General features: G+C 39.8%; 15 protein-coding genes. 7 read left to right on the top strand and 8 right to left on the bottom strand.

The window, feature by feature from the left end; all coding sequences use genetic code 11:
- The first annotated feature begins 65 nt into the window (after positions 1-65).
- The 6 genes from AAGR14_RS07975 to AAGR14_RS08000 all read left to right on the top strand — a co-directional run bounded on the left by AAGR14_RS07975 (position 66) and on the right by AAGR14_RS08000 (position 11,321).
- On the top strand, positions 66-2,360 hold the full coding sequence (locus AAGR14_RS07975) for a GH92 family glycosyl hydrolase (protein WP_342648055.1): 2,295 nt from the start codon (positions 66-68) through the stop codon (positions 2,358-2,360).
- A gap of 7 nt (positions 2,361-2,367) precedes the next feature.
- Positions 2,368-4,548 carry a GH92 family glycosyl hydrolase gene (locus tag AAGR14_RS07980; protein ID WP_342648056.1) on the top strand — a complete coding sequence of 727 codons (2,181 nt, stop codon included), beginning with the start codon at positions 2,368-2,370 and terminating at the stop codon, positions 4,546-4,548.
- The gene (locus AAGR14_RS07985; RefSeq protein ID WP_342648057.1) at positions 4,541-5,647 is read left to right on the top strand and encodes a glycoside hydrolase family 130 protein; all 1,107 of its coding nucleotides are present in this window, start codon (positions 4,541-4,543) and stop codon (positions 5,645-5,647) included. Before AAGR14_RS07980 ends, AAGR14_RS07985 begins: the two co-directional genes overlap by 8 nt.
- Before the next feature lie 135 nt (positions 5,648-5,782).
- Entirely contained in the window at positions 5,783-7,054 is a 1,272-nt protein-coding gene (gene fucP / locus AAGR14_RS07990; RefSeq protein ID WP_342648058.1) for an L-fucose:H+ symporter permease, read from the top strand.
- Positions 7,055-7,158: 104 nt separating this feature from the next.
- Positions 7,159-8,178: a substrate-binding domain-containing protein gene (locus AAGR14_RS07995; RefSeq protein WP_342648059.1), complete on the top strand. Its 1,020-nt coding sequence runs from the start codon at positions 7,159-7,161 to the stop codon at positions 8,176-8,178.
- Positions 8,179-8,651: 473 nt separating this feature from the next.
- Entirely contained in the window at positions 8,652-11,321 is a 2,670-nt protein-coding gene (locus AAGR14_RS08000) for a sugar-binding domain-containing protein (RefSeq protein ID WP_342648060.1), read from the top strand.
- 536 nt (positions 11,322-11,857) lie between these two features.
- On the opposite strand, the gene AAGR14_RS08005 is transcribed toward AAGR14_RS08000, so the two are convergent.
- From AAGR14_RS08005 to AAGR14_RS08015, 3 genes are all read right to left on the bottom strand, one after another.
- A complete protein-coding gene (locus tag AAGR14_RS08005; protein ID WP_342648061.1) occupies positions 11,858-13,828 on the bottom strand; it encodes a sialate O-acetylesterase in 1,971 nt (656 codons plus the stop codon).
- 55 nt (positions 13,829-13,883) lie between these two features.
- The gene (locus AAGR14_RS08010) at positions 13,884-16,028 is read right to left on the bottom strand and encodes a TIM-barrel domain-containing protein (RefSeq protein WP_342648062.1); all 2,145 of its coding nucleotides are present in this window, start codon (positions 16,026-16,028) and stop codon (positions 13,884-13,886) included.
- Positions 16,029-16,204: 176 nt separating this feature from the next.
- Positions 16,205-17,668: an RICIN domain-containing protein gene (locus AAGR14_RS08015; protein ID WP_342648063.1), complete on the bottom strand. Its 1,464-nt coding sequence runs from the start codon at positions 17,666-17,668 to the stop codon at positions 16,205-16,207.
- A gap of 4 nt (positions 17,669-17,672) precedes the next feature.
- Here AAGR14_RS08015 and AAGR14_RS08020 point away from each other — a divergent pair, with 4 nt between their 5' ends.
- Entirely contained in the window at positions 17,673-17,924 is a 252-nt protein-coding gene (locus tag AAGR14_RS08020; RefSeq protein WP_342648064.1) for a hypothetical protein, read from the top strand.
- 34 nt (positions 17,925-17,958) lie between these two features.
- Here AAGR14_RS08020 and AAGR14_RS08025 read toward each other — a convergent pair whose 3' ends face one another.
- From AAGR14_RS08025 to AAGR14_RS08045, 5 genes are all read right to left on the bottom strand, one after another.
- Positions 17,959-19,143 (bottom strand): hypothetical protein, encoded by a 1,185-nt coding sequence (locus tag AAGR14_RS08025; RefSeq protein ID WP_342648065.1) that lies wholly within the window; start codon positions 19,141-19,143, stop codon positions 17,959-17,961.
- Positions 19,143-20,318, bottom strand: a complete 1,176-nt coding sequence (locus tag AAGR14_RS08030; protein WP_342648066.1) for an MBOAT family O-acyltransferase — start codon at positions 20,316-20,318, stop codon at positions 19,143-19,145. The genes AAGR14_RS08025 and AAGR14_RS08030 overlap by 1 nt, the downstream gene beginning before the upstream one ends.
- Before the next feature lie 895 nt (positions 20,319-21,213).
- Positions 21,214-22,305, bottom strand: a complete 1,092-nt coding sequence (locus AAGR14_RS08035) for a PepSY-associated TM helix domain-containing protein (protein ID WP_342648067.1) — start codon at positions 22,303-22,305, stop codon at positions 21,214-21,216.
- An 11-nt stretch (positions 22,306-22,316) separates the two neighbouring features.
- Positions 22,317-24,500, bottom strand: a complete 2,184-nt coding sequence (locus AAGR14_RS08040; RefSeq protein ID WP_342648068.1) for a TonB-dependent receptor — start codon at positions 24,498-24,500, stop codon at positions 22,317-22,319.
- Between the two features lie 239 nt (positions 24,501-24,739).
- On the bottom strand, positions 24,740-24,958 hold the full coding sequence (locus tag AAGR14_RS08045) for a hypothetical protein (RefSeq protein ID WP_342648069.1): 219 nt from the start codon (positions 24,956-24,958) through the stop codon (positions 24,740-24,742).
- Between the last annotated feature and the right edge of the window lie 187 nt (positions 24,959-25,145).

Consider the following 25,145-nt stretch of genomic DNA (forward strand, 5'->3'; position numbering starts at 1 on the left):
ACCGATTTATTAAAATTAATTTGTAATATAGGAGATGTTTAAGTCGGTTTAGTATTGCTCATTTTATGCTCAAAAAATATACTCTTAAAGGTATAGCCGCCGCTTGTTTAATAACATGTGCCGCGGTTGTTAAAGCCCAAGAACAAGATCTGGTTCATTACGCCAACACGCTTCAAGGCACTAATTCGAAATACGAATTATCTTACGGTAACACTTACCCTGCAACAAGTTTGCCGTTCGCTATGAACACCTGGACTCCGCAAACCGGAAAAAATGGTGATGGCTGGAAATATCAGTATTTCGAAAAAAAAATCAGAGGGTTTCAGCAATCGCATCAGTGCAGTTCGTGGGTAAATGATTATGCTGTATTTTCATTAATGCCCGTTACCGGTAAGCTTTCGGTTACTGACGAGGATAGAGCTACGGGTTTTTCCCATCAAAATGAAGTTGCCCATCCCAACTACTACAAAGTAAAGTTAGATAATAACATTACGGCCGAAATGACACCTACGGAGCGGGGAGCGCATCTTCGTTTCAGTTTTCCGAAGGCGGCGTCCTATCTTGTTTTAGACGGTTATACGCGCATGAGTATGGTGAAAATTTTACCTGCTGAGCGCAAAATTATTGGTTTTGTTGATAACTGTCGATGGGCGCCTTCTAATTTCAAAAACTTTTTTGTTATTCAGTTCGACCAGCCGTTTAAAAGCTATGGCACCTGGGAAAATAAAAAGGGTAATATCATGCCTGGAAACCTAACAGATGAAGGAGAGGGTCGTGGTGCTTATATCAAGTTTGCAGATGGAGCAATAGTGAGTGCCAAAGTGGCTTCATCATATATTAGCCCAGAACAAGCTGAGCTCAATCTAATAACTGAATTAGGTGCTGATAAAACTTTTGATATAACTAAAGAGAAGGCAACGAAAGTTTGGAATAAGCTATTTAACCGTGTTTTAGTAGAAGGCGGCACCGAGGAACAAAAAGCAACGTTTTACTCTTGCCTGTACCATGCTAACTTGTTTTCGCATCGTTTTTTTGAATACGGCAAGGATAAAAAGCCCTACTATTTTAGCCCTTATGACGGTAAAATACATCAGGGATACATGTATACAGATAATGGTTTTTGGGATACTTTCAGGGCTCAATTTCCACTTAATACTATATTGCATCCAACCATGCAGGGGCAATACATGCAGGCTCTGCTTGCAGCGCAGCAACAGTGTGGATGGTTTCCGTCATGGTCTTTTCCGGGTGAAACAGGTGGAATGAATGGTAACCATGCTATTGCTTTATTAGCCGATGCTTGGGTTAAAGGTATACGTACTTTTGACCCTCAGGAAGCTTTAAAAGCTTATTATCACGAGTCTACCAACAAAGGCCCCTGGGGCGGGTCAAATGGCCGTGGTATGGCCAAAGAATACCTTTCGTTAGGATATATTCCTTACTCAGAACAATCCCAGGGGGCTACCGCACAATCTTTAGAATATGCTTATGATGATTTTTGTGGTTACCAGTTAGCAAAGCAAACCCATCAACCATTTTATCAGGAAGTTTATGGCAAGCAAATGTATAACTATAAAATGTCCTATGATCCATCTACAAGATTTATGCGTGCCCGTGATATCAATGGGAAATGGATTGAGCCATTTAAACCGTTAGCCTGGGGTGGTCCATACACTGAGGGCAATGCCTGGCACTGGCAGTGGTCGGTATTCCATGATATTCAGGGCTTGATTGATTTGATGGGAGGCGACAATAATTTTACAGCAAAGCTTGATTCTGTTTTTTCGCAACCATCAACTATTGATGTAGGAGCTTACGGTATCATGATTCATGAAATGACCGAGATGAAGCTGATTAATATGGGGCAGTATGCCCATGGTAACCAGCCCATACAGCACATGATTTATTTATACAATTATGCCGGACAGCCCTGGAAAGCACAGCAACATGTAAGAGAAGTGTTGAACAATATCTATCACTCCAACGAGAACGGATATCCGGGAGACGAAGACCAGGGGCAAATGTCGTCCTGGTATGTTTTGAGTGCAATGGGTTTTTATAGTGTGTGTCCAGGCGTAAATCAGTATGTTATTGGAAGCCCAGAATTTAAAAAAATTACCTTGACTTTAGAGAACGGTAAAAAGTTCGTTATTGAAGCGCCAAACAATGACATGAAAAACGTATACATCGCAAGTGCACAATTAAACGGTAAAAATTATACCAGAAATTGGTTGTCTCACCAAGACATCATGAACGGAGGTACCCTGCGTTTTGAAATGAGTGATAAACCGGTTACCACGCGTGGCATTCATAAAGCAGACCGGCCGTATTCGGTAAGCGTTTATAATGCAACAAAATAGATATTTTATGAAGTCATTGAGTATTGTGACAGGTGTATTGCTTTGTATGGTAACTGCATGTTTTGCGCAAGGCAAAGCAAAAAGAAATTATGCTGGGTTAGTAAACACTTTAATTGGTACTAAAGGTAAGGGGGCTGGTATCAACGAACGATATCTGGAGAGTGGGTACACATTTCCTGGGGCTATGTACCCATTCGGAATGGTTCAGTTTACCCCCACATTTTTTGATGAAGGTAAGGGGTTTGTCGTAAATCAGCTCAGTGGAGCGGGCTGCGATCATATGGGAAATTTCCCAACTTTGCCATTGGAGGGTAAGCTGAACACCTCGCCAGATGCTATGGCTCAGTTAGGTGTAAAATATCAAACTTTGAACGCATGTGCCGGCTATTACTCTGTTAAATTAAATAATGGTATTAAAGCTGAATTGACAGTTACCCCAAGAACCGGTTTGGCAAAATATACTGCGCCTGATCAGTCAAAAAACATTACTGTAATTATCGGGTCAGGCATTAACGCAACGCAATTACAGGAAAGTCATGCTCAAATAATCGGTAACAGGGTAGAAGGATACGCCGATGGAGGATCGTTTTGCAGCCCAAAAATCAAAACCAATTACCGCGTATATTTTGTTGCTGAGTTTAATGTTACACCCGAAATAACAGGTAACTGGAAAAATAAAAAAATTGAAGCCGGAGCGCAAGCAGTTGATGGTTCGAACTCAGGTTTGTATTTTACATTTAATACAAGTAAGCAAAAGGTTATACAATATAAGTTTGCAATTTCTTATGTATCTGTAGCCAATGCAAAAGAAAACCTTCAGACAGAAAACAAAGGTTGGAACTTTAATCAAATTATAGAGCAAACACAACAAGCTTGGAATAATTATTTAGGCAAAATTGAAGTTACCGGTGCCAGCAGCGATCGTATAATTCAATTTTACACACACTTTTATCACGCTTTGGCGCACCCCAGTTTGTTCAGTGATGTAAACGGGCAATATGTTGGAGCGGACGAACAAAAACACCAGGTTAATATACCAACATATACAGCTTACAGTAATTGGGATACGTATCGCACACAGATACAGCTGCTGAGTTTGCTTGCGCCGAAAGAAAGCGGTGACATGGTTACATCACTTATTAATTTTGCTAAGCAATCCGGCGGCGGATGGCCCAGGTGGGTAATGGCAAATAAAGAAACCGGTATAATGCAAGGCGATCCTACTTCAATACTGGTAGCTAATGCCTACGCTTTTGGAGCACGTAATTTTGATAAGAACGCCGCCTTAGATATCATGCGTAAGGGTGCAGAAATGCCCGGAACGCGATCTCAGCAAGAGTTAACCCGTCCGCAACTTGAGCAGTACATCAACAAAGGGTATGCAGATGCCTCTATGAGTTTAGAGTATAATTCCGCTGATTTTGCAATAGCTCAATTTGCGCGGCAAGCCCTAAAAGATAATACGCTTTATGGCAAATATCTTAAAAGAGCACAATACTGGAAAAACCTATATAATCCTTTAACCGGTTGGTTACAATCGCGTAATACAGATGGAAGCTGGAAGAAATATGACGAGGATTGGCGAGAGGCCAGCTTCAAAAATTACTTCTGGATGGTTCCGTTTAACCTGAAAAAGTTAATAGATACAATAGGAGGCAAGGGTAAAGCGGAAGCAAGACTTGATAGTTTTTTTAAAAGGCTGAATGCTACTTACAACCAGCAATGGTTTGCTGCAGGCAACGAGCCCGATTTTCAGGTGCCATGGGTTTACAATTGGACAAACGCACCTTATAAAACACAAGTTTTGGTAAAGAGAATTATCCGGGAGCAATACACCAACCGAGCCAATGGCCTGCCCGGCAATGATGATTTGGGCGCCATGGGAGCATGGTATGTATTTGCTAATATCGGCCTATATCCGATGATGCCTGGCGTAGGTGGTTTCAGTATCAATTCGCCATCTTTCTCGCTTATAAAGATCCATTTGCCAGGTAACAAAAAACTAATTATTTCTGGAGGAAACGAGCAAAAAGCTTATATAAAGCAATTACTTGTTAACGGTAAGCCGGCTAAAAGTACCTGGATATCATTAAACGAAATAATGAATGGAGGTGAGCTCCATTATGTGCTTACCGATAAAGCTCCGCAAAGCAATACGTTTACAGTTGCACCTCCTTTTTATGATTAAAATAAAAACGCTAAGCTTAATTTTAACAAGCAGTTTCTTATCCATTGCTGTGCAAGCACAGAAATTGCCTGATTGGGCTTTAGGGCCGTTTAACAGACCGGCGAATATTAATCCAATTATAACGCCAGATACATCGAGTTACTTCCATGACCCCATGACCGGACGGCGGGTAGCCTGGGAGGCTAATGATACTTTTAACCCTGCAGCAACCGTATTCAATGAACAGATATGTATTTTATACCGAGCTGAAGATAAATCAGGTGTTGGAATTAGCCAAAGAACTTCACGTATAGGATTGGCAAAAAGCAATAACGGTACATCAGTTATACGGTCATCTGCACCGGTACTGTTTCCGGCTAATGATGCTGTAAAAGAATTTGAGTGGACTGGCGGCTGCGAAGATCCTCGAGTAGCTGTAACCGCAGATGGTACTTATTTAGCGCTGTATACAGAATGGAATCACAAAGTACCCCGGTTAGCTGCGGCCATATCGAAAGACTTGCGAAAATGGCAAAAGCATGGACCTGTGTTTCGACAGGCTTACCATGGCAAATTTTTTAATATGGGTACCAAGTCAGCTTCAATTTTGACAAAGCTTGTTAATGGCAAGCTTGTTATAACAAAGCTAAATGGTAAGTATTGGATGTATTGGGGCGAAGACCATGTATATGCTGCTTCATCTACAGATTTAGTAAATTGGATGCCATTGATAGATGCTAACGGAAATTTAAAAATACTTGCTCAGCCACGTAAAGGCTTTTTTGATAGTGTATTTACAGAATGTGGTCCGCCGGCAGTGTTAACAGATAAGGGCATTATACTCTTGTATAACGGTAAAAACGATGAACATACCGGTGATACCCGATATGCTCCAAATGCTTATTGTGCTGGTCAAATGCTTTTTGATAAAAATAATCCCGAAAAAGTATTAGCGCGCTTAGACCGACCATTTTTAAAACCAGAACAGTCTTTTGAAAAGAGCGGGCAGTACCCGGCCGGAACCGTGTTTGTAGAAGGCTTAGTTTACTATAAGAACGCTTGGTATTTATACTATGGTTGCGCCGATTCGAAAGTTGCTGTTGCCATATGGAAGCCCTAACGGGATAGTATAACATACTTTTAAGTTGTAAGAATTTTGAGTGACTATTGATGATTTTGTTTTCTCGATTGCCTTAAAATTATCTAATTTGTTTAAATAATCTCACCCAATATAAATTTATCCTTTTTACCAATTATGCTGATTGATACGCCAGAGCTAACCGTGCACAAGCCCAAGTTTACAGAACGAAAGTATTTTGTTGTGCTTGCATTTGTTACTTCTTTGTTTTTATTATGGGGCATTGCCATGTCATTAGGTGATTCATTAAACAAGCATTTTCAAAATGTACTGCATATATCAAAAGTTAGATCAGCATATGTGCAGCTATCGCTATTTGGCGCCTACGCCATTATGGGTATTCCGGCGGGTTTGTTTATGAAACGCTTCGGTTATAAGAGTGGAGTTCTTTTAGGTTTAAGTTTGTATGCTTTAGGTGCTTTTTTGTTTGTGCCGGCAGCTAATACTACGTCTTTCGGACTTTTTAGAATTGCTCTATTTATTTTAGCATGCGGCCTGGCTACACTTGAAACCGTAGCACACCCTTTTGTTGCTGCTTTAGGTGACCAGCGTACCAGTGATCAGCGCATCAATTTTTCACAATCTTTTAACGGACTCGGCGGAATTATTGGCCCGCTGATAGGTGGTTTTTTTATTTTGCGATCAGGGCAGGAGCACTCCAATGATTTAGTTGCTGTTAAGCATTTATATGTTATTATAGGAACGGTAATTAGCTTAGTGGCAGTTGCCTTTTCATTTATTAAAGTACCCAGCTTAAATGATCCACATGTAGTTGCATTAGATGCCTACGCTACCGGCAGTACAGATAAGGCGCCGGTTAAGCTTTTTCAGCGTAAGCATTTTGTGTTTGCAGCAGTTGCACAGTTGTTTAACGTGGCTGCGCAGGGTGGCACCTGGGCCTATTTCATCAATTATGGTAATGATGTAATGGGGTTAACTACCGAAAAAGCATCCTATTTTTTCTCTTTTAGCATTGCATTAATGGTGCTTGGACGTTTCATCGGAACTCTTTTAATGCGTTATTGGGTGCGCCCAAACGTACTGCTTTCAATTTTTGCATTATGTAATATAGTAATGTGTGTTATTACTGCTCAGCATTGGGGCTGGGTTTCGTTCGCTGCACTAATTGCCATCAATTTCTTTTTTAGCATTATGTTCCCTACCATATTTAGTTTAGGCTTAAAAGATTTAGGTAAACATACTGAACAAGGAGCTTCCTTTATCGTGATGGGGGTAGTTGGCGGTGGCCTGTTTCCGTTCTTGATGGGTTTAATAGCTGATAAAAATGTTGCCACTGCTTATTATCTGCCAATTATTTGTTATATCGTTATTTTTGTTTTTGGGTACCACTACCCTCAACTTAATAGTGCAAGCCGTGATAATCAATAAAATACCTCGACGTGCATTAGTTTTTAAATAATAAGGTATTAATACAGTTACGACTAACTTATTTGTTACTTATCCTTATATATTTGGATTTTAAACCGGTAACAGTGAAGAACAAAGTCTCAATAAACGATATTGCTAAACAGTTAAATATTTCAAAAACGACAGTTTCGTTTATTTTAAATGGACGAGCACGTGAGAAACGGATAAGCGACAGCGTAGTTAAGAAAGTTCAGGATTTAGTAGAGGAATTAGACTATAAGCCTAATCCACTGGCGCAGGGTCTGCGTACCGGCAAGTCTAACACCATTGGATTGATGGTTGAAGATATATCAAATCCGTTTTTTGCTAATATTGCAAGGTTGATAGAGGACATGGCCTACCAAAACGGCTATAAAATATTATATTGCAGTACAGACAACAAAACAGATAAAACTCGCGAATTGATTAAGGTATTTCAAGAGCGTCATGTTGATGGATACATTATAGCGCCACCCGAAAACGTCGAAGATGATATTAATGCACTGTTAAAAAATGGTTTTCCGGTTGTTATGTTTGACCGTTACCTACCTGAAGTGAATACAGATCATGTTGTGGTTGATAATTTTCAAAGTACGTACCAGGCCACGCGACACCTGATTGAGCAGGGTTTTAAAAATATTGGCTTCATTACCTTCATTTCATCACAAACACAGATGCAAGGACGCCTTGTGGGATATAAGGAGGCTTTAAAAGAAGCTGATCTGAAACCCCAAGTAAAAGAAATTCAGTTTGATAGGAATGAAAATTTAATCATTGATGCATTAACCACTTACTTAAAACGTAACCAAGGGTTTGATGCAATTTTATTCGGTACAAACCATATAGGCGCTTGCGGTTTAAAAGTGATGAGTAGCTTAGGTATTAAAATTCCGGAAGACATAGCAGTAGTATCATTTGATGATTATGATGTTTTTCAGTTGAGTTCGCCTCCGGTAACAGCGGTAGCCCAGCCTTTTGAAGAAATTGCGAATAATATCATTTCATTACTGCTGAAAAAATTAGCTAACCGTACAAATACGTCGATACAAAAAGTTTCTCTGTCTACAAATCTAATTGTGCGGAAATCTTCTATTTCTACAAAATAGAAGTTCAATAGAGAATCTATCAATTGAGTTAATGATCAGCTTTAAAATATTTTAGTCATTGCATTTCCTTTGGTCTTCACCTGATATTAGTTAACAACGAGTAAATTCACTTGGGTCATTTGATCAAATATATTTGATGGTGATTTAATGATTGTATAGTTAAAATTCTAAGACGTTTATATTGTTATAAAATAGCAATAATGGTTCGCTGCTGAGGGTCTTTCTAAACACTTCAACCTTGGTAACTTACATCACGATCATATAAACTTACTTATGCCTTTGTAACCACGTGCACAATTAAATGGTGTTGGCTTATAAATGTTGGCTGCTGATACTGTGAACTGCAAATAGCATTTAACTTTTGTAAAGCCGTTTTACAACAGAATAATGAAAAAAGAAGAAATTTAACAATAAGTAAATCGGTTTAGCAAATATTTGTTATTTTGCGCTACCAATAAAACCGAACTCGTTTTATGTCTTATTTTAAAAGCTTATTGTTGGGTATCGTAGTATCCATTTTTTTCTTTGTTAATTCTGTATTCGCTCAGCAGCTTTACGGTCTGCATTGGAAGCTAGCACCTTTGGCTGATGTGAAAGAACACCCTGAAAATGTATCAAGGGTTAATTATGTAACTCAGAACTGGATAGATGCTGTAGTGCCTGGAACTGCGTTTTATGCATACGTAAAAGCAGGTAAGGAGCCCAATCCGGATTATGCTGACAACATCTATAAGGTTGATCACTCAAAATACAACAGACCCTTTATTTATCGTGCAGAGTTTGTTAGCGATAAGCAGTTGCCTGGCAAAAGACTTTGGCTTAATTTAAACGGCATAAATAAAAGAGGAGAGGTATTTGTAAACGGGCACCATATTGGCACCATGCGAGGCTTTATGGAGCGGGGATTATATGATGTTACTGCGCTGCTTAATAAAAGTGGTAAGAATGCAGTAGCTGTAGTAGTTACTCCGCCGCGTAATGATCCGGAGCATAATCACCCTTTAGCTAATTGGGAAAGCCCGACTTACCTTAGTTCTGGCAGTTGGGATTGGATGCCGGCAGTACCTGGCCTCAATAGTGGCATTACAGATACGGTTGGATTTACTACAACAGGTGCTGTACGTATACTTGACCCTTGGATACAAGCATTTTTACCGGATACAAGCAAAGCTGATCTCAAAGTGAATGCACAGCTCGAAAACTCGACCGATAAAGCCGTGCAAGGGCTGGTAACCGTAAAAATAATGCCTGGCAACATTACTATAACCAGTAAGCAACAAAATGTTGCGCCTCATAGCAAATTAACGGTTAACTTAACAGCAGCTGATTTCAAGCAGTTAAAGCTTAATCACCCCAAACTATGGTGGCCGAATGGATATGGAGGTAAAGCCAACGGAACACAACACCTTTACACCTGTGAAGTAAGATTTTTGCAAGCCGATGGAAGTGTATCAGATAAAGTGATTAAGAGCTTTGGTATTCGCAAAGTTACATCAGACACTACTACGCTTAACGGCCCTATGCGTGTTTATATAAATGATGTCCCTATTCTTTTTAAAGGAGGTAATTGGGGAATGTCTGATTATATGCTTAAAGTGCGCGGAAAGGATTACGAAACACGTATCAAGCTACATCAGGCCATGAATTACAATGTTATCCGTAACTGGACTGGTGAAGTTACTGACGAAGATTTTTACAAATATTGCGATAAGTACGGCATCATGATCTGGGATGATTTTTGGCTGAATAATTTTGGAGCAATAGATAGCTTATCGGTTTTTAAAGCTAATGCTATTGAAAAAGTTAAAAGATTCAGGAATCATCCAAGCTTAGTGATTTGGTGCGGGGCCAACGAAGGCGTACCGGGCGGAGAGCCGAACGGAGCCATTAGTCAAGCCATCAAAGAAGCAATTACAGAAAACGACGGTACTGATAAACTGTACTTACCTCGTTCTAACGCCGGTGTTACTAATCCAAATTTTTCTATTCATGGTGGTAGCAAAAATCTTTCTGGCAGTGGTATTTGGGCCAACGTTGATTTAAAAACCTACTTTACAGATCCGCATAACGGTTACCTTTTTTCAAAAAATTCTTACGGTATGCGTAGTGAATTAGGATCGGCTACTTTTGTAAATATTGAAAGCTTTAAAAAATTTATGCCTGCCGAATATTGGCACGTACCAACAGAAGAAGAGGTCAACAGTAAAACCAATATGTGGGCAAAACACTATTTTAGTACAGATGGTGCTTTGGGAGGTGGTTCGTCGCCGGTAAATTACATTCAATCTATTAATAAGAGTTACGGCTCTTCTAAATCAATAGATGAATTTTGTAAGAAGTCGCAATTGCTAAACCTCGAAACGCTTAAGGCGATGTATGAATCCTGGAACGACCATATGTGGAATGATGCAACCGGAATGCTGATTTGGATGAGTCAGTCTGCCTATCCAACTATGATATGGCAGACTTATGATTATTACTACGATTTAACAGGTGCTTATTTTGGTAGCAAACAAGGCTGTGAACCGGTTCATATACAATGGAATATTGCCAATAACGCTGTTAAACTTATAAACAACAGGCCGTTTGCTTTACAAGGGTTAAAGGCCGAAGCCATGGTTTATGACGCTAACGGAAAGTTGGTGTCGACTTTTACGCAACAAAAGCAGCTTGATGTAAAAGCAACATCTGCAACAGAGGTGTTTGTGGCTTTTAAAGATTCTATTAATCGCTCAAAATTAGGAGACGTTTACTTTTTAAAACTAAAGCTGTCTGATGTAAAAGGTAAATTGTTGTCGAGTAATTTTTATTGGATAGGTAACAAATATCTTGACTATACCTCTTTAAATAAATTAAAACCGGTTGGAAACCGATTGCATGTTTCAGCAGTTCAGGTAAATAGCGCTAATGATAAGGTAAACAAGTTATTAACATATACTGTAAACAATACGTCATCAGACCGGGTGGCTTTTGGTATAAGGGCGCAGTTGTTAAACAATCAGGGTAAACAAATTTTGCCTGCTATGATAAACGATAGTTATTTTACCCTAATGCCTGGCGAAAAGAAGTTGTTAGAGGTAGAGGTAGCTCCGGAACAACTTACCAAAGGTTACAAACTGGATCTAACAGCATATAATCAATAATCGGAATTGTTTAACTTAGGTTTCTGAGCAATGTTGAGGGTAACTATTATCCATCTGTATTAAGCCAAAGATTTTTATAAGTTAAATAGTTATTTATCTCCAATCATTGTTTTATTACTTAACTTATAAATGAAGCCAATAATCCGCAACCTAACCGCAGCGTAGATATTCTTTAATATTATTTTCTACGCCAGTCAGGTTCGTTGATATATAGCATTTAAGTCATATATCGCTCACCGAGCAAGTAGCGGCAGCCAAAGCATACAAGTTATGGATTAAGTCGATGTTAACTCCTCCAAAAATACGCAAACCTCAGTTGATATAGTAATTTACCAAAACCTAATAATCACAAAAAAGCCTCTCGGAAGTACCTGTTACTTTTAGAGAGGCTTTTAAATTTAAAGAAAAATTGAAGCTTATTTGACTATAAAACTATGACACAAATCCATCAAACGAGTTAAGCAAATTTATTCAGTTCGTTAAATGACACAATCCAATAACTTTCATTGAGCTAAAGTTACCGGATTGTTGTAGCATCAAAGCTTAATGCCCTGCCAGTTATCTGTTTTAAATGGTGAAGCGGGTAATCCTTCAACATTGTATAGGTTGCCGTCAGGAATGTTTTGCCAATCATAGCGCACGGCTACCGGATGTTCAACCATAGCACTGCTTACAATCACTTTATGATTAACAATGGTAGCTTGAGCTTGATGGAATTTTTTATCACTTCCGGCTATCCAAAAGCCTTTTAACGTGTTACTCCCTTGAGCAGATAATCCACTTCCTGAATGGGTGAAGTTAAGAGCTATTTTATTGCCGTCGATTTGTTGCGAGGCAAATAACGGTCCGCTATATTCAATCTTCTCTCCATAATTTTTATTGAGCGCGATAAGCGCTAACCTGCGGCCAACTTCCTGCTTGTTACGTGGATGGATGTTTGATGCTTCACCAATATCAATAGTAACAGCCATTCCGGTGTTTGGTAATTTTAGCGTGTTAAATTGAGCAAATCGCAGTTCTGGCCAGTCTGCTATTGGTGGTTGGTCGGCTGCATTATAATTCGCAATCTGCACAAAATAAAACGGAAGATTAGGTTGATTAAATTGTTGACGCCAATCTTGTATAAGCAACGGGAACAGTGTTTTGTATTGTTCAGACCGGTCGGCATTACTCTCACCCTGATACCAGATAACACCTTTAATTGTAAAAGGGAGGATAGGATTAATCATGGCGTTATAAATTAGTGTTGGCCTGTTTGGTGTATTGGCCAACACCGGAGGCTGTTCAAGTTTATTTAAAGGCGTTGCCTTTTGATAAAGCCACTCGCCAGCCAAATCAATACTTTTCGAGGGGTCATTAGCTAACTGCAGATTTAAAGGCCCATTATTGATGCCACCTAATCCGCCGTTGTCAAAAACTCTAACTGCAATAATGTGCTTACCTGGTTTTACAAGTTTGCCAGGCACAGTGTAATGGCGCTGATAAAGAAAAAGTTCGGTATGTCCAACCTCTTCACCATCAAAAAAAGTGTTATCATAATCGTCAATGCCTGTTAAGTTAAGTTTTAAATCTTTGCCGGCCCAGTCTGCAGGTATATCAACAGCTTTGCGAAACCACACAGTACCATCATACTGGTCTAATCCTGCCTGTTCCCAGTAGTTGGGCAGTTTCATTGTAGACCATTGGCTGTCATTTAAACTCTTTTGAGCCCACTCCGGATTTGTTCCTTTAAAGCCCGGGTCGGTTGCATTAGATTTATTGATCCATTTACGCACATCTTGATTATATTGTTTTTCAATATCGTCCTGCGTTAAGCCGCCCTCTGCTGATTTTACAAAGTCCGCAAATTCTGGCATCGACTTCAAAGCTTTCCCGCTCGTCCACGCCTCGGCAACGGTGCCGCCCCAGTTGTCATTTATAAGGCCAATCGGGATATGCTTGACATCATAAATCTTTTTTGCAAAAAAATAAGCTACGGCCGAAAACTCTTTAACATTATCTGAATTGCAAGCGCGCCAAGCCCATTTAACCGGTACATTGGATTGAGGTGAAAAGCTTACTTTGTTATCAATCTTAATCATCCGTATGGCATTGTATGCAGCCGCATCGGTAACTTCTTGTTGCAGGTTATTTACGCCAAGCACCGGCATTTCCATGTTCGACTGACCCGAACAAAGCCATACATCACCAATCAGAATATTATTTAAGGTCAACGCCTCTCCATCATTAAACGAAATATTATAAGGTCCGCCATATGATGGAGTTGCAATGCCGGTCTTCCATTTTCCGTCGGCAGCTACGCTTATTTCGTACTTGTGACGATCCCAGCTTGGTATAATAGTGAGTTTGCTGCCTGGTTTGGCGGTGCCCCAAACTGTTGCTTTTGTTTTTTGCTGCAATACCATATTGTCGGTAAAGCAGGCGGCAGGTACAACTTTTGCAAAAGCCGAACTTACCGAGAGTAAAAGCGTCAGCGGCAAAAAGTATTGATGTTTTTTTAGAGCCATCTTTATTTAGTTTATAACCTTTTATGTGTATTTATGTAATTGTATAATTATGTAATTATGGAATAATAGTGGTGCGGTCAATAACATATCGTTTTTGAACATAAGTGCCCTTTCTTTTCATTTTAACTTTAGCTCCGTCGATGGTAAGTTCAATGTTATTGCACTTAGCATTTAGATAATTAAAGCTGATGCCATCATCCTCAAAAAGATACGCGTTGTCTACTTTTTTTCCGTAAACTGAGCATGTTAAATGAAAAACGGTTTTATTATCCGTAAACTGAATTGGGGCAGCTAACGGTAAAATGGTACCCTCTTTAACAAATAGGGGTATATCATCCAGTTTAAAATTTACACGGTAACTTTTGCCGCCGGTATATTTCTCGTTGGTGTTAAAGTTATACCAGTTTCCTGATGGCAAATACACATCACGGGTATCTGCGCCCCCTACAATGGGTGCAGCTAACAAACTTTTACCAATCATATATTCGTTGGCAACTTCAAATACGTGTTCGTCTGACGGGTAGTCCATCACCAATGCTCTAAAAACCGGGTAACCATCTTGCTGATATTTATGAAATGCCTCATATAAATAGGGTATTAGCTGCATACGGAAATTCAGCAATTTTTTTATCGTAGCTTCATTCTGCTCTGCATCCGGTAAAAGGATGCCTTTGTTATTTTTGTCGCGATCAAACTGAAGCCATGGTGGGTTTTGCAGATACCAGCTATTGTATAGGGTTTGTGCTGAAAGTATTGCTGTTTGGCTGCGGCGTGCTAATTCTTTGAAAGAAGAAGACTCGCGAACTTCGGGCGACCACAATAAGCCTGAAAATCCGGTATTGCTGATCTGCTCAACATATTGTGCATGATCATAAGTATCGCTGTACAAAGCTGCCGGATAAGGCGCAGCTAATGCTCCCGACGAGCGCACGTCTAAAAGTGTACGCTGGTTAAGCTTTTTGTAGATGTTGTAAATGGTTTTTTGATAAAGCAAGCCAAACACCTGGTGCATGCGCTCGCCATCAATACCTGACGGAAATTGCGAGAGTTCGGGAAAACTCCATCGTGCGCTGCCAAACCGAAGGTCGGAGTTGTCGCATTCATCCAATTTAAAACCACTAATGCCAATATCAACAAGTTTATCTTGATGATATTGAGCAAATATGTCTCTTCCTTTGGCGCTCGCAAAATCTGGAACAAGCCCGTTAAACGCCAGATAATTGCCAGATTGAGGGAGCAAAGCCTGATAAATAGGTGAAGAAGAAGATACAAATGCATGTTCCCATAAATTTACCTGATAGCCCTGGCTTTTTAATTGTGCTATGAATTTGGCCGGATAAGGAAAGAAATCCGGGTTCCAGGCAAACGAACATGGATAAGCTGCTGTCTGCCAGCGTGGTTCTAATCCGATTACGCTTATCGGTAATTGTTTTTTTCTAAAGTAGTCAGTCGTCTTGTATACATCTGTATCTTTAAAATCTGCCTTAACACGGTACTTTATACCCAGTGCCCAAAGCGGAGGCATGGCACCACCGCCCGAAAACAGATTGTAGCGTTGTACAGCAGTAAGCATATCAGGGCCTGCAAAAACAAAAATTTCAATTCCGTTTACTCCCGGAATGTCTACCAGCATATTGCCTGCTGATGTCGCTGTGGAATTGTATAAGTCCTGAACTGTTAGCTTCGTAGTGTCTGATGAATTATTTTTTGAAGCTGGTCCGCCTTGTTTAGGTTGGTTGCCTCCGCAATAAAAGGTAGTATATTTAGCTGTATTTACCAGGACAGCATATCCCTTATTAGATACATAATAGGGGACAGGTGCATGACTGTATCCTAAATCATTTGACGGGTAATCGTTTACCACAGGTACTTTGCGCAGCCTGTTTTGTCTGAAAGAGCCCATTTGTAAACCAAAGCCGTAAAGTTGCTCGTCGCCGCTTAAGGGTAATTCTATGATAGTGCCACGTGGGTTGAAATTGATTTTAATGTCGGTAAGGTTGAAAGGAAGTTTTCCGGCAGGCAATTGTCTTAAAGCACTTACCTGTGGCAGTTCTTCTCTGAAACGCTCTGGTGTAAACGTATCAGGCTTACCAAGTGTGATTTTAAATACGCCCGGGCATACCTCTTGAACAATTTGCGCCTGGGCAAAATAGGTGTTCAGTAATAGCAGCATTAAGGGCAATAAATGTTTTTTGATCATAATTCTTTTAAGTTGTAAAGTCATCTAACATCAAAAATCAATTTAGTGATGTATAATCGTGGTTTCGCGTTTTGCAATATGATATTGATCTCGTCATGATCAACTTTGCCATTTTTATTACGTTAATTCTTAGGCAAAACCCTATATGCTTGTTTACACAAATGAGCAACTATAGCTTATAAACCTATTTTGGAGTATGGTACTCTTATGAATTTAGGACGGTAATAATATGGGTCTTTAAAGCCATCGGTACAAGGCCCTTGTCCGCAAACATCATAGTTTAAACTATAGCCCAAAAGCAGCTCGTTACGGCCATTTACGTATTCTGTGTGAATAGTTGGTGTATAATAAAAGGTTTTGTTATTGTTGATGTTTTCCTGTATTGTATGCACCGTCACCGGGTCGCTAAATGGCCCCATCATGTTTGTAGACGATGCAACATAAACTTCGCGCACCGGGTTACAAAAAAGCGGATCGCTCAAATACATCATTACCCACTTGCCATTACAGTAAGCAACAGCAGCACCTGGCTTATTTTTGCCTATGTTAATGGCAGCAGCAGCATTAGTTGTTGGTGTGGATGCCCATGCAGAACCGTTCCAAAAAGTCCATACGTTTGGATTGCTTTGCGAAAAGCGAGCTACATACATTCCGTCCACTTTTAAGCCGCCTCCAAAAGCATACACGTACCCGTCGGTATACTTAACCATGCCATTACAGTAATTTATATCAGTTTGATTTACCCCAGGCGGAGTAAGTCGTGTGCCAGACCACTCATTTCCTGAACTTTCTGTAAAATCCCAAATGCTTTGACTGTTAAGCCCTACAAAACCCACACCTTCGGCAACATGAATATATACATGCTGCCCAAGTTCTACGCCAACGTCCGGCCAGGCAAAGTTTGAGTTTGGTTGTTTATCAACTACTTGCTTAGCGCCGTTTCTGGTTATATTAGCGCCGCTACTGCCGGAGTCGTTAATGCTATTCTGTAATATAAAGGAGTTACCATAGTTAAAAAATTGCCCGCAAACAAATTTGCCGTTAGGCTGCAACGTAGCACCGTCATAGGCATCTTGGGTAATCCATAATACTTTTCCGGCATTACTACCCCAGGTTAATGGGATGCTGGTGCCCTCATCAAAAGCGACAGAGCCTTGGCTATTTAAATTGCGCTCAAATATGCGATTAACTAACTCGTCTCTGTAGGTGCCGGGTGAGCGCTGAGTGAATACCCATTTTTGTCTGTCGTCTTTAGTAGCAAGTTCTTGAATAACAGCTGTTCCGTTTGTGGCAGAGGCGTTGGGGTTAGCTATAGACAATCCTGTGCCTTTGTTAACTATGGTGTACTGATTGGCGCTGCCAAGCTGGTTAATGCTCCATAATTGGTTATCAGAGTAACCTGAAAGTGGAGTACGAGCCTGCCACACTTTATCACCTGCTGTTATGTTAGGCGATTCAAGCACCTGTCCTGAAAATGAATTGCGAAAATGGTAGTATTTAACTCCGTTTACCGTATTAACATATATCACATACCATCGTTGCCAGCTGTCTTTGTCATCATTACCAACGGCCTGCCATTGATCAATGGTTTGATGATTTTGATATTTGGCGTTGGCAGACACATCGCCAGACACTTCCATAAAATTGCCGCCTACCAAAGACGAAATTTTATATTCGGCATATGTTGCAGAAATGGATGTTGGTGGCTCGGGCGCAACTGGAGTATTAGAAGAATCTGATGATAACTTATCTCTTTTACAGCTTGCGACAGTAAAACTTATTGAAATAGAAATAATCAATGTCACATTAATTTGCTTTAAGACAAAACATAGCATTGGCTTGTGGTTAAAGGGGGTCATAAATGGTTGGTTTTATAATTTAAGCCAATATAATTAAATAAATCGATTTAGCTCAATTTGCCTAAACTTAACTAATTGTGTTTTACAGTTGTTATTTTCAAAAAATTACTAAATACGGCTGTGTCTCTCATAAATGATAATGGAATTGTGTTTTTGGAAATTATCAGTTGTTTAAGATTCATGCTGTCAACCTTGTTTAATAGTCCCTCCGGTGTGTGTTGAATAAGATATTTGTGCAGAAGCATACCTACTAAAACTTCGCTGGGATGAATGCCATCTAACATATAATTATCAGGCAGACCAAGTTTTTCAGGAGTTGAAAATGGGATGAAGTCAAAGTTGTTTTTTTTCAATGTATCCTGAATACTCAGATATTGCTTGAAGCAACGATAAAAGCTTTTATCTTTTGAGAAATACGCGAAAAAATCGTTAGACACAGGCGGAAAAAAAATTAAGGTTTGTATATCTGCCTGCCTCAATTGTTTCAAAGTAAGTACAAGGTTATTTACCAATACGGGGTCTACTTCAAATGGATAAGTAAATATGTAATCCTTATTCTTGAGTAACCCTTTATAATTTATACCATCCCGAAATACAGGAGTTTTTAAATAGTCTGCTATGTCTTGGGCATAATGTAAACTACCATCGTTTCGGTAACCTGTACCCCTTGATCCAAGATATCCAAATCCACAATTTTTTTTTGAGTACGTTTTATCGAAGCCATTTTGATAAATGAATTTGATCAATGACTGCGCTGCAGCAGCGTGATATTTGATATGAAAAACTTCATCCTCCTGCGGGATAGTTGCCGTGTTAACAGGTAAACTATTGTTTGTTTTTTTTACGAGAGAAAGATCTAATCCAATAATCAGTACTTTAGGTTTTTTTATTTTTTTATTCTTAATTAACTGAATTAAATTCTGCAACTCATTTATACTTGTTAGCGACGGCCCCATGTTATAGAAGCTTTTTTCAAGCGGATGAAACATAAAATCTCTAAATTGTAGAACCGTTGATTGCCCTACCACCAGGATCTCTGCATTCTTCTTTACTGTCATCATCAGTTTATATAAGGATGGGGAGTTGTCAAAAAACTTCCTGAAATAATATTTTTCTGTTTGGCTTTTACACTGTTCTTCAGTAATCTTTTCTATGGATAACAACTCTTTGTCTTTGAAAAAAAAGTATTCACAAAATAATGCGTAGGAGGCAATTACAGTAAGAAATATGATAGCTTTACTTACAAACTTTTTCATTAAAAACGGAAATAAATGAACGTTGTATCTACAAATTTGCCGAAAATCAAAATGCCGAATAATAAGATATAGTATAGCGCCGGTTTTAAAATTGGAGCGTACTTACTGATTGCAAATTGATAATCTTTGTTTCGTTGTACCCATTCCCAGGTTAAGAATAATATTATTAACGGTAAAAGTTTTATATAATAAGGTGATGGAATTGTAAAATGTAACTGAAATAGCCTGTCCAAGTAGCCCAAAGCCAACTTTACATTTGCTGATCTGAAAAATACCGTGGTTACTGATCCCAACACAAATAAAAATGCGACAGATACCACCGAGAAAAAGTTGTTATGTTTCAAATAGTCGAGAGCTGAACGCAATACGATCGATTTTTTAGAGATAATATGTGGTATAAAGTAGATGCCGTTCAGCAGCCCGAAAACTAAGAACGTAAAGTTTGCTCCATGCCAAAAGCCAATAAGCACAAACAAAAAAATGGTGCAGAAAATGCGCCAAAGCATACTGTTCTTATGACGAAACAATAGCGGCATGTATACATAGTCTCTAAACCATGTAGTGAGTGTAATATTCCAGCGAGACCATACCTCTTGTGACGTTTTACCAAAAAATGGAGTTTTAAAGTTGGTGCTAAGCGTAATGCCAAATAACTTTGCTGTACCGATGGCGATGTCGGAGTAACCAGAAAAATCGCAATAGATCTGTATGTAGAAGTATGCCGCCCCTAAAAATAATTCGGTAGACGAAAACGACTCATAATTAAGAAATATATTACCAACACGGTATGATAGTAAATCAGCAATAACCATTTTTTTAAATAACCCATAAGCAATCTGTCGTAAGCCATCAGTTGCTTGCTGATAATCAAATACCCGTTTCTGAAGCAACTGGGGAATAAATTTACTGCCCCTTTCAATCGGACCTGCAAAAACTTGCGGAAAAAAGCTGGTGAAGTTTAAAAAGACAATGAGATTTTTGGTTGGTTTTATCTTTCCTTTATATACATCAATATTATATCCTATGGTTTGAAAAGTAAAGAAACTGATACCAATAGGCTGAACTATGTTTAGTAATTGAAGGTTGGATCTTAAATGAAAATGGTTTAGCAATTCAATAGTGTTTTCAATAAAAAAATTGTAGTATTTAAAGAAGAACAATAGCCCTAAGTTCATCAGTAGGCTGGTACTCAAAAAAGTTTTTTTATGCTTTGAGCTGTTGTAAATTAATAAGCTAAGTACATAGTCTATACTTGCACAAGCAGTAATTAGGCATAAAAATTTAACGCTAAACCAGCCGTAAAAAAAGTATCCTGCTAATAACAGGAATAAGTTTTGTGATTGTACGCTTTTAATTTGCCAGTAAATCACAAAAACAACAAATAAAAAAGCAAAAAATTCAATAGAATTAAAGTTCACCTTATATAATTTATTGGTTAAAAAGCTAATTGGTTTTCGGTATGCTAAATCAGTTTACAATAATAGTAAATCGGTTTAGTTATTTCAAAATTTTAGCTTTATTCTGCGTAGGATAATTTCATTTTCCTACCATGATTCAAATTAAACGGAGGTGAACTTTACGTTTAAAGCCAATAGTAATTTACATGTCGCCAATATGAATAGTTGTAGGTTTCGCCTTATATATCTGCCCGCTAAAAGGGAACTTATACCAATAGCTGCCTCAAAACGAAGATTTATAATTTTGAATGTTTAGTTTAATGAGTAATAAACTATAGAAAACTTAAGCTATATTGGTTATTGGCAATAGCGTAAGCATAAACCATAATGGGGTGTTTGTTGAACCTAAATTAATGCTGCAAACAATTCTTAACAAGGCTGCGCTTATGCAGCACTTTTAGTAAGAGAAAAATTTTCATTTAAAAGTCAATGGATGACGGCGTTTTGCAAAGTAACGAAAGTAAGTACCAGGTTTAGTTAAATGTTGTATAGCGTTTATAGAAATAAATATGCCAAGCTATATCAACTTACTAAGCAAAACTGCAAAGTTTAAAAGCTTCATCAAACCCGTCATCGTTTACCAGCATAGTAACACAAAAAAGAAGACCATCCATTAGTAGGTCCGCTTCATCCACAACAAAGCCCCCGTTACTGATAAGATTCCTGGCATCAATCCCAAGCACACATAAAGCCAGCGGATAAAACTGCCTCCAAATGAGCCAATATGCAGGTTGTATACCTCTGTTTCAAAGCGCTGGTTAAAACTGGTTTTATCAATGTTATTCAACTGGTTAAATTGCCCGGTTTCGGCGTTAAAGGACAGGCTGCTGGCCTTACCCTTCAACAAAAAGAATTTGGTTGTTGGCATCAGGCCTCTCACCAATACATCACCACCTTTTACAGTAGGGATGTTAACTGCAATTGGCGTAAAACCCGGAACAAGTTGTTTGGCTTGTTTAACTACCAAATCTATATTGGCGCGCACCGCATACGCCGGTTGGTGTTTGGGTAGCTGCCATTCTTCTGGAGTGAAGTATTCTTTCAGCATCCAAAAGCCGGTGAAAAATAACAGGGCTGTAAACCCCACAGACCATACGCCCAGAATGCGATGCAGTGAAGAAATAGCGGTACGTCGGTTTTTAAAATTGAGCCCGGCTTTAAAAGTAAACGCCTGCCAAAAGTGCTTGCGGTAAACGATGGTGCCGGTGAGTAGGGATAGCAGCATTAATAAACCAATCACTCCTGTAAACATCATCCCCGGGATGCCCAGTTGCAAGCTGTAATGCAAGGTGTACAGCCACCTGAAGAAGCATGGCCTGACCGACCCATAGCTGCCCTCGCTGATGACCTGCCCGGTGTAAGGATTAACAAACGCATAGTATAAATAATTGTCGGTCAGCCGGTTTTGACGCTTATAAAGCATAAACTCGTAGCAATCATAACGGTCGGCCGGAAAATCATGCAGTACCAGTTTGCGGAGGTTAGGATGTGCTTTCCATACCATCCGGTAAAGTTGATCTGCCGATAAGGGTTTTGATGTGGGCCGGAGGTGATGCAAGTCGGGATTAAAGTACCGGTCCAGCTGATGCCTGAACATCAGCATGGAACCGGTAATACCGTAAAACAGAAAAAATAATCCGGCCAGCAGGCCAATCCAGCCATGAAGCTTAAAGGCTGTTTTGGTTAAACTGCTTTTCCATTTCATGAGGCTTTGGGTTAAAAATTAAATCCTAAATTCATTCGAAATTCGCGCGGAGGATAGGGGACGTAGGCATAAGTACCTACCGTTGCCGATGATGGAGCAATCCAGGCGCTGCCGTAGTTATAGCGGTTCAAAATATTGTTAACGATGGCATTTATGGAGTACCGGCCGTTAGTCCAGCCCAAGCCACCATCTACCCTAAACACCGGAGCCAGGCGCAGTTGTTGTAGCTCATACCGGCCTGCCCGGTTAGCCTGCAACTGGTAGCCGCCAGATACCGAAAAGCCCTTTAAACTTTTGCCCGGCAGCTGGTAATTAAGCCAGGTATTCTGGATGTGTTTAACCCGAAACGGCGTTGCTAAACCGAGTCTAAGCAGATTATCATCCTTAGAAATGTAGCTGTCGGTATAAGCATAGTTTATTACCGCATTTAACCCTTTGGCAATCTCGCCTTTCAAATCAAATTCAATACCTTTAGAAAGAGTCTGGCCTAACTGAGTTTGAACGTTGGTAGACGGATCACTTACTTTAATATTGTCGCGGATGATGCGATAAACCGAGATTGTAGTATTCCATTTACCTTGTACCCAATCCTTTTTTAAGCCTGCTTCTACGTTTTTACCCCTGAGTGGTTTAAAGGCTTCGCCGGTAGTAGTGTTCACGCCGCTTTGCGGGGTAAACGTCTGATCGAATAAGCCATAAAGTGCAAAATCATCCGTGATTGAATAACTTAGCCCTACCTTTGGGGTTAATGCCGTATTGTCGGTGCTGCCTAAGCCGGTTTTAACCGGATTTTTCTTTACCTCAGCATTGGCAAAAGTTAGTCTGGCACCCAAGGTTAGCCGTAACTTATTATTCAGCATCCCAATCTCATCCTGCATATAAGCAGCCTGGTAGCTGATAGATTGTTGATCGGTGGCAATGTCTGATAGGTTACCGGTGCGTACATTAGGGTCAAAGTTTATCCCATACACTGGGTGGTAGGCATCCAGCGGATACAGGGTTTGATTGGCAGTCGGGTCGTTAGAGCCTGAGTACGAGATAAAGCGCTTACGGTTAATATCTATACCGCCCAAAAAATGATGGCTCAGGTTTCCGGTAGCAAACTCACCGCTAAGATAGGGTTGAATAGCCAGCACATCAGTGTTGAGCCGCTCGTAACTTGCTCGGCGCATAATCAGATTAGGCTGGGCTGCATTATATCTCGAAACAAAAAAGTAGGTGCCTTCCAGGTGGTCTTTAGCATAAGCTGTTTTTACGGTGAAGCGCCATTGCTCGCTTAGCTCATTGTAATAAGTCAGAAAACCATTGTTCTCGGTAGATTGATAGGGCTTCTTATTCGGGTCGTTAATGGTAAAATCGCGAGGGAGCGAGGCAAAGCCATCCGGAGCAAACACCGTTGCAAAATATTGCTGAAAGCGTTGCGACTGAAAGATATACTCCGCCGAAATAAAGGAGTGACTGTTGATATTGTACCGCAGCACCGGGTCAACTGTCACCTTATCATTAAAATTATATTTTTGAAACGATTGGTCTTTTTGCCCGACTGCATTCAGCCTGTACTGCCATTTTCCGGCCTGGTCAAGGTTGCCGTCCAGGTCGGTACTAAGTCGATACAAATTAAAACTGCCTGCAGTAAAGCTTACCTGGTTTGAGCGTGTGCCCATAGGTTGCTTAGTCAGTACGTTGAAAGTTCCGGCAGGGTCAAACAGCCCGTTAATAAAACTGGATGGCCCCTTAACAAATTCAACCCGGCCAATAATGGCGGCATCTTCAGCACTTGGCCCCGCGTAAATCATCGAAATATCCATCCCGTTGCGCAGGGGGGTAATTTGTGCACCACGCATGTTAACGTAAGGGGTATACATGTCGGCGTTGTTGTTTCTGAAAGCCCCGCTCACGTTACGAGTAACGCTTTCGTTCAGGGTGATGGCCTGCTGGTCGGCAATGATGCTTTGGTCTATCTCCTGTATGTTTTGCGAAAGCTTTAGTAGGGGTGTATTTACTTTTAGCGATACCGATGCTTTATCGGTTTTATACCTTTTGTAATATCTGGAATTAACTGTTACCTCTTTAAGGTAATGCTTAGTTGTATCTTTAAATATAGATGCCGTGTCTTTGCCTGCATGAGGCACAGACTGCGCAGCAATACTGCCCGACGTTAAAATCATGCCGGCCAGCATCAAAAATTTGGTCATTTAATTAATGTTATATTTTTAATGGGATAAAATAAATGGACGCGCTTGGATAAGCCAGCAGTCAACTGCACTTTGAGGCTGTATTCCCGAATTAAACGAGGATACACGCACCTAACGAAGTAGACAAATCTAGTATCTCTGCAAAGTAAAGTATAGCTGTTGAGGCTTAAATAAACGACACATGATGCCAGTCTTCATCCGTTTTTAGGAAACAAAGCCGCGCTATCAGAATGATGGGATTAAACGACCTGTTTGGGTGGTCTGAATATAGAGGAAAGGTAACGGCTGCTGTAATGGTAGTTGTATACCGGGTAGGTTTCTTTAGTGCCAGATATTGTGCTTAACTCACTAACCGAAAACCCGAACGGCTCCTGTAAAAATGAAATTTCCAGGCGATTCAAATGGTCTTTTGATTCTTGTTTTTTTTCATTTTCCTCAGCCTGCTTTATCTTTTTCATAAAGTAACACTTACCGTTGCAATGCAACCAGGGGCGGGACTTGTTAATACAAAACTTTTCGGCGATAAATTTACGGTTCATGGTAAAGCCGGCAAAAACCACATACATTGAAAAGTGTGCACTTATCAATATTACGAGTAAAAACAGGGCTATGAACCTTTTAAACATTGCAGCAAATGTATAAGAA

Origin of the sequence: Mucilaginibacter sp. CSA2-8R, from assembly GCF_038806765.1 — a bacterium.
GTDB lineage: Bacteria > Bacteroidota > Bacteroidia > Sphingobacteriales > Sphingobacteriaceae > Mucilaginibacter.

Coding starts and splice junctions, on each gene's coding strand:
- AAGR14_RS07975 (WP_342648055.1), top strand. CDS start 66: ATGCTCAAAAAATATACTCTTAAAGGTATAGCCGCCGCTTGTTTAATA.
- AAGR14_RS07980 (WP_342648056.1), top strand. CDS start 2,368: ATGAAGTCATTGAGTATTGTGACAGGTGTATTGCTTTGTATGGTAACT.
- AAGR14_RS07985 (WP_342648057.1), top strand. CDS start 4,541: ATGATTAAAATAAAAACGCTAAGCTTAATTTTAACAAGCAGTTTCTTA.
- fucP (WP_342648058.1), top strand. CDS start 5,783: ATGCTGATTGATACGCCAGAGCTAACCGTGCACAAGCCCAAGTTTACA.
- AAGR14_RS08000 (WP_342648060.1), top strand. CDS start 8,652: ATGTCTTATTTTAAAAGCTTATTGTTGGGTATCGTAGTATCCATTTTT.
- AAGR14_RS08005 (WP_342648061.1), bottom strand. CDS start 13,828: ATGGCTCTAAAAAAACATCAATACTTTTTGCCGCTGACGCTTTTACTC.
- AAGR14_RS08010 (WP_342648062.1), bottom strand. CDS start 16,028: ATGATCAAAAAACATTTATTGCCCTTAATGCTGCTATTACTGAACACC.
- AAGR14_RS08015 (WP_342648063.1), bottom strand. CDS start 17,668: ATGGAAGTGTCTGGCGATGTGTCTGCCAACGCCAAATATCAAAATCAT.
- AAGR14_RS08025 (WP_342648065.1), bottom strand. CDS start 19,143: ATGAAAAAGTTTGTAAGTAAAGCTATCATATTTCTTACTGTAATTGCC.
- AAGR14_RS08030 (WP_342648066.1), bottom strand. CDS start 20,318: ATGAACTTAGGGCTATTGTTCTTCTTTAAATACTACAATTTTTTTATT.
- AAGR14_RS08035 (WP_342648067.1), bottom strand. CDS start 22,305: ATGAAATGGAAAAGCAGTTTAACCAAAACAGCCTTTAAGCTTCATGGC.
- AAGR14_RS08040 (WP_342648068.1), bottom strand. CDS start 24,500: ATGACCAAATTTTTGATGCTGGCCGGCATGATTTTAACGTCGGGCAGT.
- AAGR14_RS08045 (WP_342648069.1), bottom strand. CDS start 24,958: ATGAAAAAGATAAAGCAGGCTGAGGAAAATGAAAAAAAACAAGAATCA.